Source organism: Flavobacterium sedimenticola (genome assembly GCF_030053345.1).
Lineage (GTDB): Bacteria > Bacteroidota > Bacteroidia > Flavobacteriales > Flavobacteriaceae > Flavobacterium > Flavobacterium sedimenticola.
The window spans coordinates 503,681-520,664 of the sequence record NZ_JASGBP010000001.1; the positions used below are offsets into that span (position 1 = coordinate 503,681).

The 16,984-nt window shown below is 41.7% G+C and carries 12 protein-coding genes; 4 read left to right on the top strand and 8 right to left on the bottom strand.

All coding sequences use genetic code 11. The annotated features are described in order from the left end of the window. Positions 1-26: 26 nt before the first annotated feature. On the bottom strand, positions 27-521 hold the full coding sequence (locus QHT84_RS02230) for a nuclear transport factor 2 family protein (RefSeq protein ID WP_283237910.1): 495 nt from the start codon (positions 519-521) through the stop codon (positions 27-29). Between the two features lie 105 nt (positions 522-626). Here QHT84_RS02230 and QHT84_RS02235 point away from each other — a divergent pair, with 105 nt between their 5' ends. Beyond that, positions 627-2,219, top strand: coding sequence for a L,D-transpeptidase family protein (locus QHT84_RS02235; protein WP_283237911.1), 1,593 nt, complete (start codon positions 627-629; stop codon positions 2,217-2,219). 63 nt (positions 2,220-2,282) lie between these two features. Here the strand turns inward: QHT84_RS02235 and QHT84_RS02240 are convergent, their stop codons facing one another. From QHT84_RS02240 to QHT84_RS02250, 3 genes are all read right to left on the bottom strand, one after another. Next, positions 2,283-3,620 (bottom strand): ammonium transporter, encoded by a 1,338-nt coding sequence (locus QHT84_RS02240; protein WP_283237912.1) that lies wholly within the window; start codon positions 3,618-3,620, stop codon positions 2,283-2,285. 365 nt (positions 3,621-3,985) lie between these two features. Then, positions 3,986-4,921 carry a hypothetical protein gene (locus tag QHT84_RS02245; protein ID WP_283237913.1) on the bottom strand — a complete coding sequence of 312 codons (936 nt, stop codon included), beginning with the start codon at positions 4,919-4,921 and terminating at the stop codon, positions 3,986-3,988. Positions 4,922-5,124: 203 nt separating this feature from the next. Continuing rightward, complete coding sequence (locus tag QHT84_RS02250) at positions 5,125-5,652, bottom strand: hypothetical protein (protein ID WP_283237914.1); 528 nt, start codon at positions 5,650-5,652, stop codon at positions 5,125-5,127. Positions 5,653-5,663: 11 nt separating this feature from the next. Between QHT84_RS02250 and QHT84_RS02255 the strand changes: the two genes are divergently transcribed. Genes QHT84_RS02255 through QHT84_RS02265 form a run of 3 tightly spaced genes read left to right on the top strand, consistent with a single transcriptional unit; the run spans position 5,664 to position 8,612 of the window. Next, positions 5,664-5,870: a helix-turn-helix domain-containing protein gene (locus QHT84_RS02255; RefSeq protein WP_283237915.1), complete on the top strand. Its 207-nt coding sequence runs from the start codon at positions 5,664-5,666 to the stop codon at positions 5,868-5,870. Continuing rightward, the gene (locus tag QHT84_RS02260) at positions 5,863-7,254 is read left to right on the top strand and encodes an McrB family protein (protein ID WP_283237916.1); all 1,392 of its coding nucleotides are present in this window, start codon (positions 5,863-5,865) and stop codon (positions 7,252-7,254) included. The genes QHT84_RS02255 and QHT84_RS02260 overlap by 8 nt, the downstream gene beginning before the upstream one ends. Next, positions 7,254-8,612 (top strand): hypothetical protein, encoded by a 1,359-nt coding sequence (locus QHT84_RS02265; RefSeq protein WP_283237917.1) that lies wholly within the window; start codon positions 7,254-7,256, stop codon positions 8,610-8,612. Before QHT84_RS02260 ends, QHT84_RS02265 begins: the two co-directional genes overlap by 1 nt. 66 nt (positions 8,613-8,678) lie before the next feature. Here QHT84_RS02265 and QHT84_RS02270 read toward each other — a convergent pair whose 3' ends face one another. The 4 genes from QHT84_RS02270 to QHT84_RS02285 form a co-directional block, all read right to left on the bottom strand. Beyond that, positions 8,679-11,720 carry a choice-of-anchor I family protein gene (locus tag QHT84_RS02270; protein WP_283237918.1) on the bottom strand — a complete coding sequence of 1,014 codons (3,042 nt, stop codon included), beginning with the start codon at positions 11,718-11,720 and terminating at the stop codon, positions 8,679-8,681. Between the two features lie 237 nt (positions 11,721-11,957). Continuing rightward, positions 11,958-13,970, bottom strand: coding sequence for a M13 family metallopeptidase (locus QHT84_RS02275; protein ID WP_283237919.1), 2,013 nt, complete (start codon positions 13,968-13,970; stop codon positions 11,958-11,960). A 62-nt stretch (positions 13,971-14,032) separates the two neighbouring features. Beyond that, a complete protein-coding gene (locus QHT84_RS02280) occupies positions 14,033-16,018 on the bottom strand; it encodes a TonB-copper family protein (protein ID WP_283237920.1) in 1,986 nt (661 codons plus the stop codon). Positions 16,019-16,076: 58 nt separating this feature from the next. Further along, positions 16,077-16,925, bottom strand: coding sequence for a FixH family protein (locus QHT84_RS02285; protein WP_283237921.1), 849 nt, complete (start codon positions 16,923-16,925; stop codon positions 16,077-16,079). Positions 16,926-16,984: the final 59 nt, after the last annotated feature.

Consider the following 16,984-nt stretch of genomic DNA (forward strand, 5'->3'; position numbering starts at 1 on the left):
ATTATGGTTTTATAAAAGAAAGAGGATTATTTTTTTTCTTTTAAAGTACGGATGAGTGGGTCTTCCAGAGCCGATTTAATGTCGACTACTTTATCCACATTGTCATTCGGCACCGTCATGGAAAGCACGTAGTGTTTGATTTTCCATTGGCCGTTTACCCAAACCAAAACCCCAGAGCCGCGGCAAATTTTCATTTGCGTATCCAGCAATTCATCGAACCAAGCCGTTTTTTTATCGGGGCTAAAGTAAACGTGTCGTTCTAAAGCGGTAAAATACCATGCTTTACCTTTGTCGAAATACGGTTTGGCAAAAGCTTGAAAAGCTTTCTTGTCCCAGTTTTCGGTGGCATCGGTACCGATAAAAATCGATTCTTCGGCCATGGCTTCAAAATACGTGTCAAATTGGGCTTCGGCGGCTGCTTTATGCCAACGATTTAAAAAATCGTTTACCGATGCGGTATCTTGGGCGTTGATAAGCCCGGCAGAAAAAAAGAAAATCGAAAGCAGTACGTATTTTTTCATCATGTATGGGTTTAGCCGAATAAAACTGTGAAGTAAATATACAACATCCAATTTTAGGAAGCCGATTTCTTTTTTGTATTTTTATGTGGTAAATTAAAAATGACTATGAAAAACAAGCAGTGGATAAGCGCCGGACTCCTATTGTTGGTCTTGGGATTTTCGCTCACCAGTTGGTTTTGCGCCAATAAAGAAAGTAAGATTTCCAAGAAAGTCAACGTGTCCAGCCGATTCCATCCCGAAGAGGTGTCATTGTCCTTTGACAGCACTTTAGTCACTTCTTTTTATGCCAAATATCCCAAACTAGTGTTGTACCAAAAACAAGCTGTTGATTTATATCGAAAAAACCAATACACCTATTTGTGGTATGATAAAAAAGGACGTAAAGAAACGGCAGAAGTCATCTACAACAAGATGAACAATTTGTTTGAAGATGGTGTGTCGGCCAAAGTGCCTTACAAAGAAATAGTAGACGGGTTGTTTTCCAAAACCGGCACCAAGCCCAACGTTGAAGTCGAATTATTCTTGACGAACTATTATTTTTACTACACCAATAAAGTACTGCGGGGCATCGACAGTACTAAGGTTGAAGAGTTGGGATGGTACTTGCCGCGAAAAAAAATGGCTTACAGTCAGTATCTTGATTCCATTTTGGTGGACCCGAAACTGATGGACAACAAAGCCCAATTGATAGGGCAGTATTACAAACTCAAAACCGTTTTACAACGTTACCGAACAATTGAAAAAAACGGCGGTTGGGAAACCATTGCGGTGCCTACTGATTTTAAACAACTGAAACCCGGCGACAGTTCGGATTTGGTGGTTCAGATCAGAAAGCGATTGTTCTTGACGAATGATATTGCCACCGATTCCAAAAGCAAGGTGTATGACGAAGCGTTACAACAAGCCGTTTTGACCTACAAGAAGCGCAACGGTTTTTCGGAAGACACTATCATTTTGCCCAAACATATCGATGAAATGAATGTGCCGATTAGCGACCGAATTAAAACCATCATGGTCAATATGGAGCGCTGCCGTTGGATTTCGACTGATTTAACCAAGGCCAAAGAATTTATTGTGGTCAATATTCCGTCGTATCGTTTAACCTATTTTAAAGAAGGGAAAGTGGCTCTGGTTTCTAATGTAGTGGTGGGAACGGCACTTAATGAAACAGTCATCTTTAGTGGAATGATGAGCTATATCGTGTTCAGTCCGTATTGGAATGTGCCCAAAAGCATTCGCGATAAAGAAATCCTTCCGGCCATCAAAAAGAACAAAAACTATTTGGCCCAGCACAACATGGAGTGGAACGGCAGCAACATTCGTCAGAAACCCGGACCGAACAATTCGCTGGGTTTGGTGAAGTTTTTATTTCCGAATTCCAACAACATTTACCTGCATGATACGCCGGCAAAGAACTTGTTCAGTCAGGAAAAAAGAGCCTTTAGTCACGGGTGTATCCGCGTGCAAAAGCCCAAGGAATTGGCTAATTTGATTTTACAAGACGACCCGAATTGGACCCCTGAAAAAATAGAGGCTGCTATGAATGCCGGTAAAGAAAAGTGGTACACTTTGAAAAACAAAATCCCGGTGTACATTGGTTATTTTACCGCTTGGGTGGATGATGACGGTTTGGTGAACTTCCACAAAGACATTTACGGCCGCGATAATGCGTTGGCGAATTTGTTGTTGGAGGAGTGAGTTCTCGATACGATTTCAACTCCTGTGCCATGAGCTGAAATCACTCGAACTGACGGCAGTTGCTTAGAACTTCTCTCCGTGTTGTGATATGTCTAGTCCCATGTTTTCTGATTCCTCTGAAACTCGGATTGGGATCATGAGGTTGGTTAATCGGAATAACAAATACGCGCCGCCGAACGTAAACACGGAAACTAAAACCAAGGCCAGCATGTGGTGGCCGAAAACGCTCCAGCCGCCATGCAACAAACTCGCGTTTTCTCCTTTGGCAAACACGGCGGTGAGTATCATGCCCATAATACCGCCTACGCCGTGACAAGCGAATACGTCGAGGGTGTCGTCAATTTGTTTTAGGGTTTTCCAATACACCATTTTGTTGGAAACCATAGCGCCGATAAATCCGAAGAAAATACTTTGCGGAATGCTCACATAACCGGCCGATGGGGTAATGACTACCAAGCCTACTACGGCTCCGATACAAGCGCCTAAAGCCGATACTTTTCGACCGTTTATGCGGTCGAAAAACACCCAAGTCAACATGGCGGAGGCCGAACAAATCGTGGTAGTGGCAAAGGCCATGGCGGCAGTCGCATTAGCGGCTAAAGCCGAACCGGCATTAAAGCCAAACCAACCAAACCACAACATGCCCGTGCCCAACAACACAAACGGAATATTGGTAGGAATGTGTTCGCTGTTTTTTCTTTTCCCTAAGACTAAAACACCGGCCAAGGCTGCAAAACCGGCACTCATGTGAACGACCGTTCCACCGGCAAAATCCTTTACGCCGAAATAGCTGCCCAACAAGCCGTTGGGGTGCCAAATCATATGGCATAAAGGCGCGTAAATGCAAACGGTAAACAAACAAATAAAGAGCAAAAAGGAGATAAAGCGGATGCGTTCGGCTAAGGCGCCGGTAATGATGGCCGGGGTAATCACGGCAAACTTCATTTGGAACAAAGCAAACAAAATGAAGGGAATGGAGGAAGCCATGGTTTTGTGCGGATGCATCTCGACATAACTAAAGAAAGCAAAGTCAAACGGGTTGCCGATGATGCCGTAATGCGTACCGTTAAGAGTTATGCCGATTGGTGTCCCGAAAGACAGGGAAAACCCAACCACAACCCAAAGCAAGCTCACCACACCCAAGCAAATAAAGCTTTTCAGCATGGTGGAAATGACATTCTTTTTACCCACCATGCCTCCATAAAAGAACGACAAGCCGGGCGTCATGAGCAACACCAAACACGAAGCAGTTAAGAGCCAAGCCACATCAGCATAGTTAATCGTATCGATGGCGTTAAAGGCTTGGTGTTCCTCGGCGGTTTTTTCGGGCCAAAACAGTCCGGTGACAGCCACTATGGTAATGATAAGAAAAGAAACAATCCAGCGTTTTTCGATTTTCATAAAAACTCACTTTTTTACAAACACCCCTATTTTTGATAGGGTAAATTTACAAAATAGTATAGATTATGAATTTTAAACGCTAAATTATTTAGGGAAACAATTCATTTTTGTGTAAAATATAATCAAAAGAAATTATTTTTACAGATTTCGAAATTAAGGGTTCTGTTTTTAGGAAAAGTAAATTTTGGCCGCCCATCGCAAACACATCAATTCGCCTCTTTGATATATTTTGGCAGTCGGTTTGCCCTTCGATATACGTTGGCGTCAGTTCGAGTTCGTCTGAAAGGCGCGTATCGAGAACCGTTGTTACTTGTAAAGGTTCTCGATACATCCCGATTGCATCGGGACACTCGAAGGGACGGTTCTTACTTCTTTTGTGCCGCTTTTTGCAGCTCTTTGAGATCGCCGTTTTTGAAATTCGCTGCCGAACCGCTATAGGCCAAATAGATAATCTCACCCGTTTGCGATTGGGTTACCGTGACAAACTTCTCGGTGGGCGTTTTAATAAACAACAAATAGTAAAACGGTGTCGTTTGGTTTATAATTTTGTTGTTAAGTTCGGCTGCGGACAATACTTTATAGGCTAGGGTAATGCCGTCGAAGATTTCTTTTTCAGTGTATTTTTTGCTCTCGTCGTCGGAGTTTTTATTGAATTTCGTCAGTACATAATCGGGGACAAACAAGGTGCTTCCTGCCATTTTTTGGAGTTCGTTGGTGTTGGCTATTTCGGTTTTGGCAATGCATTCATTGCCTTTTTCCAGTAAAGTGCAAAGTTGTTGCAGGTAATTGCTCAGTATACCGGCGCCCCAGTTTTTAAAATGGCCTGCGGCATCATAATCGGTTTTATACATCGCACTCGGATTGTTTTGCGCATAGTAATCGGCAAAGAGTTCTATAGTGGCCACCACGATTTTATCGGCTTGGTTAAAGTGGCGGCGTTTTTTAGGGTCGTAGGTATATTTGCCGTTGGTGGTCCACAGTTCCAAATACATGCGGGTTTCGGTAGCAGCCAAGGTGCTGTTGGAGGTAGTCATATTAGCGCCCAAGGTAACAAAGCTGTTGTTGGGCGCGATGTTTTTTTCTACCTCCGTATATTTAATACATTCTACTTTACTGAGTGACCACGCTTTTTTAATAGCCGCTACATACCCCGCTGCCGCAGGCGAAGCCGGATCTTTCATGGCAAAATACGTGGTGCCTTGTTTGATTTTAGTGACTTCGGCGGTGTTGGTGAGGGTGATTTGGGAGAGGCTGGCCAACGGCAGCCCTAACACTAGTAAAAGCAGGATTGACTTTTTCATGATAAGCGTCTTAGGTAACCAAATGTAATAAAATTTATAGTTATCTTATGCTATTTGACATAATGTATGGTTTGATATAGTACTCATATAGTAAGTAGGGCGCAGGTAGGGGCAGGTAGGGAGGAGATGAGAAGGAGGGGATTGTTTTGTTTATTGTCGATCCGATGGAGGAGGAGTCACATTTCTTCAAATTCATTAGAGAATTATTCGGGGTTGGGATAAATTTGATTAAAATAGTTTTCAAAAGCTTTTCCCAAAAGTTCTTTGTTAAGTTCCATTAGTTCTTTTCTAAAATCCCAGTCTTTAATGTACTCTTCATCTTTTTCGCAGATTTCCTCACCATCTAGTTTTCTTGTTATGATATCGCTTAGTAATACATTATTACAATGATCATAATTGGGATAATATTTTTCAATGAACCTCCAATAGTTAAACTCTTCTTCTTTAGGTGTTTCTTTAGTTTGAATCTCTTTAATAATTTCGAATTCTACCCATCCATTAGATTCTGACAACCCTTTGTAGAATGCATTTCTTTCAGCTAAGGTTTCAAATTCAAATCTCTTCTTATGGATTAAATTTTCATAGTCAGTAAATTTTTCACCACGATGGTGTTTTTTTACCTCGTCCTTTCCAAAGATAATTTCAACTATAAAGCCCATATAAAGAAAAATATTACCAAAAATAAAAAAAACCGGACTGTACTCCGTTGTTTTAAAGTCTACATTTTTCAAATTTTGTTAACATGGATATTAAACAACGATTTGGAATAAAAATTAAAGAATTGCGAAAACAAAAAGGATTATCGCAAGAGAAGTTAGCCAATTTGGCCGAAATTGATAGAACCTATTTGCCGACAATTGAAAAAGGAGAGCGTAATGTTTCTATTGAAGTGGTTGAAAAATTAGCAAAAGCACTAGATGTTAAAGTAAAAGATTTATTTGATGAGTAGTATAGAAAATATTCGAAGTTTTATCAAAGAAAAAGCAGAGCAATACGGGGCCAAAACAGAAAACGAGTTCAACAAACCCTATATTGAAAGAAACAATACAGGACAAGAAGCATTAAAAGATAATGGGGCTTATTTTGGGTTTATCCATCCAGAAGAAGAAGTTTCAGGTCCTTTTCATGATTTTTCATTAACAATATTTCCTAATGTTGAAAATAAACCGTGGCTTATTTGTTTGGGAGTTGGTTCAAGTGGATTCAAAAATGATTATGAATTAGCAACCTATCCTGGACTTAGAAGGTTGTTTTCAAAACTCACAAATGAAAGAGGTTTTTGTAAGTCAGACTTTGCAGATATTGAAACAAGTTTACCTAAGACTATCACTGGGAATGATGCTTTGCAACATATAAAAAATACAATCAAGACTTATACTAAAGTTTTACCTGCTTGTAGGATAGTTGATAATCCCGAAAGTGAAGAAGGGAAAAAAATTATATCTGCTTTCGTTGCAGGTTATGCTAAACTGAGAGATTGGCCATCTAACAAAGACCATAGAAAAGCAATTTCTGATGCTTTGGAACCATTTCTAAAGAACGAAATAATTGATGAAGCGGGAGAAATTAAAAATCTTTTAATTGAAAGAAAATACATAGTTCTTCAAGGACCACCAGGAACTGGGAAAACTAGAACGGCTAAGGAAGTTGCAGAGAAATTATTAGCAAAAACATTTTTTACCCAATTTCATGCCGAAACAACCTTTTCTGATTTCATATTTGGAATAAGACCAGACACAAATAACACAGGACTCATTTATAAAGAAAGTTTAGGATGCTTTACTGAAGCTGTAAAATACGCCAAAGAAAATAAAGGAGAAAAGGTGATATTAATTATTGATGAAATTAATAGAGCAAATCTTTCAAATGTTTTAGGACCAATATTCTATTTGTTTGAACATAAAATGGATAAATCAAATGTAGAAATTGAAATTTCTCCAGGTTTTAAAATTAATAAACTACCTGAAAACTTTTCTGTAATTGCAACAATGAATACAGCTGATAGAAGTTTAGCGGTTGTTGATTTTGCTTTAAGAAGAAGATTTGCTTGGTATTCTCTTAGACCTAAAAAAATTACATCAAAAGAGTTTTTCAAAGAAGATTTTTCAATTGTCCAAGAAATATTTGATTGGTATGCAACAAGCAATGAATTATCTCTTCAACCAGGTCAGGGTTATTTTATTGCTAACAATGAAGAGGAAATGAAAAATCGTATTAGATACGAAATATTCCCATTAATAAAAGAGTATTTACAAGAGGGATTGATTAGAAATGCGAAAGAGGAGTTCAATAATTATTTTGCAACTAGAATAAATCAATCTCTTTTCGAATAATGAAAACATTAGATGTTTTTTGTGAGATACCTTGTTTGACTGAAAGATCAAAACAGTTGACAGGTGTTGCTTTGCAAAAGAAATGGTTTAAATCTGCTGATAAAAGAGTCATTGGTCAATATCTTCAAAAGTTTATTGATTATAATTCTAAAGAGCTCAAATTCCTTGATATCCATCCAATCATTATTGGTTCAGACCAAAATATTGCTTTGGCTTTTAGGTCATCCAGTTACATAGGAACAATCCCTTTAAGAGCTTCTGATACAGGAAAACAAATAGGAGATTTTGTTGTTACCCCTCGTTTTGTTGGATGTGACCGTTTTGAAGATTATATTGAAATTCTCAATTTACTTGGTACAGAAATAAGTCCAGAAGTTATAGATAGTTTACCTTTAGTATCAGGGAAAAATTTTAGACCACCATTGTATTTGGAGGCTGTAAAATTTATAACATCTTTAGAGGATTTGATACAAAAGCATTGGCGTAAGTTTGATAATATTGAAATGATTTCCAGTCAGCCGTTTGGTCAAATTAATTGGAGTAAATATATCTCTGAAGGGTACAAAGTTGAAAATCGATTAAGATTTCCAGTTAGAAAAAATATTCTTAGTGAATTCCATAATGAATACTCAGAAATTAGATATGTGTTTGATATTTGTAGAAAAGAATTAATATCCCCTAACACACCTCAAAGAGTAAAAAGTAGTATAAGAACTCGTTTAACTTTTTTGGAAGAGAAACTATATTCTCACAAACCTAAACAAACAAAAAATATTCTGATAAAGTCATCAGATAGTTTAGTTGTAAGTAATTGCAAAGAACAAGCAAATAAAATTTTAAACTTTAACTTAGTAGATAGTACTGCTTGGAGAGTTGATTTTTCAGATGTATTTGAAAAATTTATTCAGTATATCTTCAAAGAAATTGCTAAAGAATCAGGAGCTAAATTATTTTCAAATTTCAAATTTCAATCAAAAGCCTCAAAGCGATACTCCTGGGAATTAAAACATATTGAACCAGATGTGGTTTATCAAAAAGATAGTTTTTTAGTCTTTATTGATGCTAAATATAAATCCCATTTATACAACAAGTATGATAAAAGTGAATTGTTGAAAGAAGATCATAGGCATGATTTACATCAAATAATGGCTTATTCATCTTTCAGTAAAACAGTTTTAAAATATGGTGTTTTGTGTTATCCATCAGATAGAGTTGAAATAGAAAGAATAGAATATAAAAACTCAATTAATGAAGTTGTTAATACTGTTTTAATTGTTGGAATACCTTTGAAAAAAGATGCAGTTAAAGAAGCTAAAGCGCAATTGGCAAAAACATTGACAGATATATTAGACACATAATTTCCCACCAAAAAACCCCAACGTTTCCGCTGGGGTTTAAAAAACTACTTATTCAACTAACCCAATTTATTTTATCAGTAATTTTTTGGTGATACCCTCGGCTGTTTTGACCAAGTAGAGGCCTGCCGCCCAGTTGTGGGTGTTGAGGGTTTGTGCTGCTTTTTGCGACAGTAGTAGTTTGCCGCTTAGGTCGTACACTTCGATATCGGCGGCGCGGTTAAAATACACCAGACCGTTGTTTTCGCTCGGGTTCGGGAACATAGCAAAGGTATTCGCAGGTTGGTTAACCTCCGGTGTGGAAAGGTTGGTGGTGTTCACTTCAAAAATAGTAATAGTCCCGCTGATTTCGTTGGCTACTAAAATATAGGGCAAACCGGTTGGACTGTTTTCAGGGGCTACATAGGTAATGCCTTCCGGACCGTGGTCTCCGCTGTAGGCCGAAGTACTGCGACTGTTTTTATAATCGGTAAAAGTCGGATTATTGGGGTCGGTTATATTGTACACCATCACACCACCTATGCGTTCTAAGGAAATAAACGCAAAGGTTTGTCCGCCTATAGTGGCTAAGGTTACGCCTTCGGCTTCCGGTCCTTTGGCACGGCTTCTGCCTTTTGGGGTATTGTTTTCGTGGTCGGCATTAAAAAGGGTTGGGTAATTGGCGGCGGTGTACCTTTCAAAATCGTCGCCACTGTCGTACACCAACTGTTGGGTATTGGCATTGAAAATAGAGAAGGAACGCGAACCCACGGCATGGATGGCTTCAAACTCACTGTCGACATCTGTATTGCCGTTAAGGTTGGTTACGCGGTAACGCCCCATATTGTAGGATTGTTTTAACACGGCAGCATTAGGGAATATGGCAGGGTCTAACACATAACCGGCTGCGCCTACGGTAGTTCTTTCGTTTAAACCGTCGTATTCTTTTTCGTCGCCTTCGTTAGCGGTTACCAAATAGGTGTTGCCGCCTACAGTATAGTTCGCAATGGCATCCGGAATGTAGTAGGCATTGATAGGCCAGTTGGCAATAAGCACTTGACCGTTGTTATCGGAGATGTCAAAACCGTTGCCCGGGATGCTGACGTCTTTGGTGCCTAAAGCCCAAACACCGGTAATCGTATTGTTGCTGAGGTTGATTTCGGCTACCGCGTTGTTTTCTTGTAGGGTTATCCAAGCTTTTTGGGAATCCGAACTGATGGTGATGTATTCCGGCTCGAAGTCTTGCGACAAAGTACTCGTGGCTTTTAATTTTCTAACACCCGAAGCGATTAAAGCGGTTTCCTGTGCGTTGAAAGCCGTAAACAACAAAGTAGTCACATTGGCTTGACTCAAAGAAGCGATACCGCCCGAAATATCAATGATGCTTACCGAACCTTCCGGGTCAACGGTATAAGCGGTGTTCGGTTGGCCTTCATTGGCGGTTAAGACTTTAGTGCCATCGGGAGAAAAGGTAATCATATCGGGCAAGGCGCCTACGGTAACTTGGTTTAAGAAAGTACCGTTGGTATCGAAAAACACTACGGAACCGTTTAAGGTTTCATCGGCATTGGGCGAGGCTACGGCTACTACGCCATTTTTTACCGCTACACTGGTTACACCGCCGTAAACATTCATATTGATCGAGTTGACTACGGAAGGCGCTGTAGGGTCGGCAAAGTTGATGATGTCTAAAAATCCGGCTACGGCACTCGTGGTAAATAACCGTTGGGAAGCGGCATCGTGTACTACAATTTCGCAAGTACTGCTATTGCTACCCGAAGGATCAAAACTACCGATGTAATTTAACTCGATTTCTTCGCTGGCCACAGGCGCCAAACGGTCGTTATCGATAATGTAAATCGTAGCCATAGTGTTTCCGATAAGTGTTAACCCAACAGGATTTTCTAAGCTCACCACAAAATATTCGGCTTGTTGTTCTTCAACTGTATCGTCAACAATAGGAATATTGAGGGTTTGGGTTAAAGCACTGCCGCTATTGAAGTTGAGTGTTTGCGTAGTCAATGTAAAATCGGCTGCATTGGCAGTACTAAACGGGGCTGTTTTAACCACCACATCTACCGAACCGGTTTGCGGATTGGACAAGGTTAGGGTTAAAGCCACAGAGCCGGCATTTTCGTTTACGGTGATAAAATTGGAGGCTAAAGCAGCGGTAGCACTGCCCGTAGTAAAATTAACCGCAGTTGTAGCGGTAATGGCATTGTTGTTTACATCTTCAATAGTGTTAGGCAACAACGCCAAGTAATAGGTTTGGCTGTTGTTTAAAGCAGTAGTTGGAACTACAGTTATAGTGTTGCCGTTTACGGTAGTGGTAAAAGGCACATCGCTGCCCGAGGCATTGCCGAGTTTGAAAGCGATTAAGGCAGCGGCATTACTGTTGTTTAGGGCTGAGTCGTCAACCAATCGAACGGCTTCGTTAAAGGTGAGGGTTGGGTTTACGGTGGCCGCTACATTTATTGCGCCATCGGCCGGAACAAAAAGCGTTACAGGAGCCGTTGTATCGGGCGCTCCGGAAGGATTGCCTTCCAAGGTAAAATTGTCAAAGCGATTGTTGCCTACAGTGCCGCCTGAACCTTGTAAAAACTCCACTTTCAGTTTAAAGTTCGGATTGTTATCGGTAGTAGGAATAGCGGTGAAGTCGAGTGTCGCTAAGGCAGGATCACCGTTGTTGGGAATGATGTTGGTTAAGAAAGTATAAGTACTGCCATCGGTACTGTAAGACCATACTTGAGTTCCTGCTCCTGAACCGGAACGGCGGGTAGCAAATTTTACAATCACGTCTTCAAAACCTGTGGTGGGCAAGGCAAATTCTAACGCACCGCCAATGGGGTCGTTGAAGCGCAAGTGCGTACCCGAAGCATCGCCGTTACGGGCATTGAGGTTTTGTACGTTAAAGTTTTGTCCGGTTCCGCCGGCAAAATCAATAGTGCTGATGCCTCCCGGAATGGCCGTTAAGGTTGCGCCACCAAGGGTTTGGGAGGGCGTAGTAATGGCAGTTACAGAGCTGTTGTTGTTGAAATTCCAATAGTGTACCAAGGTTTGACCGAAGGAAAAGTTGGTCACTAAAAACAGTATGGTAAAAATCAACATTCTTTGGGCGTAATGGTGTGTCATAGTTGTATTGTTTTTGATTGTTGCAAAGTTCTTCTTACGGTGTTAATTGGTGATTAAGTCAACGACATTGGTTTATTAAGAAGTGGTGGCGGAAGTTTTATTTTTGGTTACCAAAGCGGTTTGGTGTTTTCAATTTCTTAATGTTCCGATTCCCGCCTGCGCGGGAATGACAAATGAAGAAAAACAAAAAACCCCAACGTTTCCGTTAGGGTTTCTAATCAAATTAAGTGGTAACGACTACCAAATCTTCACACGCTTTTCCGGTGCTAAGTATAAGGAGTCGGTAGGTTTAATATTAAATGCTTCGTAGAATTCCGGGATGTTGCGCACCGTTCCGTTCACACGGAATAAGGCCGGCGAATGCGGGTCGCCCGCAATTTGACTGCGCAAGGCTTCCTCGCGGATTTTCTCGGCCCATACTTGTCCCCAACCCAAGAATACGCGTTGCATACCTGTAAAGCCGTCCATTACCGGTGCTTCTTTACCGTTTAGGGTAGCTTTGTAGGCTTTGATGGCAATGCTTAGTCCGCCCAAGTCACCAATGTTTTCGCCAAGGGTAAAGTCGCCGTTCACATTTAAATCCGGGAAGGCTTTAAAGCTGTTGTATTGTGCTACCAAAGCCGAGGTTCTCTTTTTAAAGGCGGCTAAGTCTTGCGGGGTCCACCAGTTTTTCATCGTTCCGGTGCCGTCAAATGCGCTGCCCTGGTCGTCAAAACCGTGACCAATTTCGTGTCCGATAACCGCTCCGATACCACCGTAGTTTACCGCATCGTCGGCATTCAAATCAAAGAAAGGCGGTTTTAAAATGGCAGCCGGGAATACAATTTCGTTCAACGACGGATTGTAATAAGCGTTTACGGTTTGCGGGTTCATGCCCCATTCGGCTCTGTCTACCGGTTTGCCCAGTTTGGCCAAGTTGCGGTTGTATTCAAATTCGGTCGCACGGGCCGCGTTGCCGTACAAATCGCTTTTGTCAATTTTCAGGGCCGAGTAGTCGCGCCATTTGTCGGGGTAGCCAATTTTAATCATAAAATTATCCACCTTTTTCAAGGCTTCTTTTTTAGTAGCAGGGCTCATCCAGTCTAAGGTCTTGATGCTTTCGGCGTAGGCTTTCAACAGGTTTTTCACCATTTGCGTCATGCGCTCTTTGGCTTCGGGCGAGAAGTGTTTTTTCACGTACACTTTCCCAACCACTTCGCCCAAACCGCCGTTTACCATCTCTACGGCGCGCTTCCAATCTTCTTGTTGGCTTTCGGTACCGTATAAGTTTTTACCGTAGAATTCGAAGTTTTGTTTGTCGAGTGCGGTAGTCAACAAACCGGCCGCTTTGTTAATCACGCCCCATTTTAAATAGGTTTTCCAGGTGTCGATAGGCGTGTTTTTGATGAGGTTGTTCAGACTTTTGGTGTATGCCACCTGAGTCACCACTAACTTTTTCTCTTTATCCACCCCGGCATTTTTCAGCATGGCGGTCCAATTGAAGTCGGGCATCAACGTTTTTAAATCGGCCACCGCATATGCATTGTACAATTTGACAATGTCGCGGGTGTCTTCTTTTTTCATGTGTTGCGTCGCCAAAGCGGTTTCCAAGGCCATAATTTTCGCCGCACTTTCGGCAGCATTCGGCATGTTGGTGAGTTGGAACATCTTTTCGATATGGGCAACATATTTGTTGCGGATATCGGTCATTTTCGCATCGTTGCTCAAGTAGTACTCGCGCTCCGGTAAGCCTAAGCCACCTTGCCAAGTGATGAGCGTATATTTTGTCGGATCTTTAAAATCGGCCAATACCGAAACCGAAAACGGAATGTCTACACCGGCGCGGTTGGCTTTCCCGAAGTAGGCCGCTAAATCATCATAGGAAGCAATGGCATCGATGGCTTTTAATTCCGGTTGGATAGGCGCAATACCTTTGGCGTCACGGCCTTTGCGATCCATGAAGGAAGCGTAGTAATCGCCTATTTTTTGTTCGTCGGAACCTTCGGCATTGTTGCCTTTGGCGGCTTCTTCAATAATGGCTTTGACATCTTTTTGCGATTGGTCGTACAGCATGTCGAAGGCACCGTAAGAGGCTTTGTCGGCCGGAATTTTAGTGTTTTTCATCCAGGTACCGTTTACGTACATGGCAAAGTTATCTCCGGGCTTCACCAACGTATCCATGTTTTTTTTGGTAATACCTGAAGTGAGCTCTTTTTGGCTGCAGGAAGCTAAAAATAAGGCTGCCAGCAAGGTAAGGGTTGCATTTCTCATGTATAGTTTTGATTGAATTGAAAAGCTAAGGTAATGAAAAATGCGATTGTGTCACATGGCGACTAAAGATTGTAATTTAAGTTCACAAAAATATTGCGACCCATTCGCGGCACTTTATTCCAGTCGGAGTACGTGGTGTAAAACGCATCGAGTAGGTTTTCGACCCCAATTTTACAGTTCAAGCGGCTTCCGGAAAACACAAACTTATATCCGAAACTTGCATTAAGCAGTGCGAAATCGGCGGTATTGGTTTCGCCGTACACGGAACCGAATTGGGTTTGAGCCGTGTTTCCGATGCACTCTGCCATGGCATTGAATCTTGCCTTAGTGTATGTCAAAGCTGTTTTATAACTCAACGGATTAATCAAAGGCAGGTTGTTACCGTTGCTGTCTTTGCCCCAACTGTACAACAAGCCGATATTCCATTTTAAGGTTTTGCTGAGGGTGAATTCCGAATTCCAATCGATATTAAAAATGGCAGCATACGACAAAGCGGTGTACAATTTTACGCCACTTGCCCCTATGGTCATTGGGACTAAAGTAGCGTCGGGCATTCCGATAATATAATCCGAAATTCGGAAAAAGGAACTGCTGATTTTGGTGCTGATTTTATCTTTTTTACAGCTGATGAACGCCTGGGTTTCAATGGATTTTTCGTTGCTTAAGTTTGGATTCCCTACATAGTCAAAACGGTCGGAACTGTTGAACAGGTAAAAGCCATAGCCTTCGGAAACCGACGGTGCTCTTTCGCCATAACCCAAACCGAAACCGTATTCCCATTCGCTTTTGTGGTAGTTGTAATGGGCGGCGATGCTTTTTAGGAAACGCGTTTTTTGACGCGGCATCTCCGGGTAAAAAATTTGCAGACTTTGCAAACCGAAATCACTCGCCACATCGTTCGTATGACTTCCGGCTGAAACCGACAATTTCAGTCCGGAGTGGCAGTTAAAAACCCATTGGTCTTCGGCAAACAAACCGGTGTATAAGGTGCGCACATCGGGCCAAGTGTACATGAACATTGGGTTTTCATCGGGATTTTCAGGATACATGGTCATTTCGGCTACCGATTGGTTGTAAAACGCATTGAAGTTGGCTAAAAAGTGGTGGTGATTTTTTACGGCCGTCGCTTTAGAATACATCCCAAAAGTTTTGCTCCAGCCTGGCATGTCCATATGAATGGGTACAGACGGCCGCGTGGTATCGTCCATGCGATGGGTGATGGTGTTGAAATACACTTTGGTTTCCCAATCTTTGAGCAAGGATGATTTCGGAACTACTACATATTTTAATGAGGTAATCAATGCTTCCGCCAAAGACACGTCCATAGGCAAGGCCGGATAACCCACATCGGTCGCTTTGTCGTAAATGACGGAAGCTTCCAGTAGTTTGTTGCTGAAGAATTTGAACCCTGCGGTACCGGAGAAATTCAGTTTTCGGAATTGAGAATACAAAATTTCGCGCTCGTTTCCTGCCGAATAGTTATCCGCTTCGCGAAACATCACATCGGTATCCACGTAATAGGTGCTGTCGGCATAATTGACGGAGGAACCGATAATTTTTTGGCGGTTATTGGTTTCGAAACCAGTATTGACGGCGAAGTCCCATTTTTGACTTCCGAAACGGTTTTGGCTTCGTTTTAAATCAATGGCACCGCCAATGGTTGAACCAAAACACGACCCTTGTTGTCCGGATTTCACGGTGGCTTCGGATAAATTAGAGACTTCCACATAAGAAGTAATCGGATCCATTTTGTCGGTACAGGCGCCAAAAATGCGCATGCCGTCGATGGTGATTAACGTGCGTTCGGTGGCCATGCTGTTGATGAGGGGTTCCCAGGCATAAGCTCCGCGTTTGACTAAATCGACTTTGCTTCCTTTGTCGAGAAACTCATCGATGGAAGCGAGCGATTTGCTTTGTTTTTCGTGGATTTGGGTTTTTTTGCTGATGACAATGACTTCTTTTAAATCTTTGGGCACTAAAGAATCTTTGGCTTCTTGGGCATACGAAACGAAGCCACTGCACAAGAGCAATAGGAATAAATTTTTCATACAATGAGGTTTAAAAGGCCTCACTCCTTTAAAAGCAAGACCTTTTTGGGTGGATTTTTTAGAATTCGAGTTCGAAAAAAATGCTGCTTTCCAAAACAGTATCGGAAATAGTTTCCCCTTTGAGAACAGTGCCTTCGGCATTCAACAATTGCAAGTTGATTTTCCAGTAACCGGTCATGGTTAAGGATAGTTTGCCTTCGTACAAACCACCGACCGTTTTTTGCGTAGCATCCACATTATTCGGGGAACCATGGTTCCCCATACTCGGCATTCTCGGGTCGATTTTTACGGTGTAACCGTCTACTACCGGGAAGTTCATCATGTCTTGCATTTTCCATACGCCGAAAACCACATTGTTAACGGCTACTTTCGGGTGGTGTGGCTCGGCATAGGCCAGGATGTATTTGGTGCCGTCGGTTCCGGTAAAGGTATTCACACGTCGCTCCACAGATGCCGGGACATCAACGACTGATGTGGCAGAATACGCTGTCCCGTTAATGGTATAATCTACTTTTAAGTCCCAATATTCTGTAGCATTTTGGGCCATTTGGAATACAATGTAGCCTTCGTACAAAGTGCCGTTTGGGGTTACTTTTTCTACCGCCGATTTAGGACAAGAGTGATTCATCATGCTCATGTGCATCACCGGCATCCAACTGATTTCTGCATTTTTTACATAATCGCCGGTGGTGTTGTCTTTGATGCGAAGGACAATTTCGTTGTACCCTTGCTCCAAGCGGCCTTTATGCGAGTATAATTCGATGGTATGGGTTTGGTTAGTGAATTCTTTGAATTGGGTTAGGTTGGCTAATTCATCAGAAGAAGTAGTATTGTCGTCAGAAGAACATGAAATAAGTGTAGTGGCCAATAAAAATAAGGCGAGTGTGTATTTTAAAAGTGTTTTCATTTGATGTAAATTTAAGATGTGAAGATTGGATTGGAAGTTTTTCCAATAGGTTTGGACAT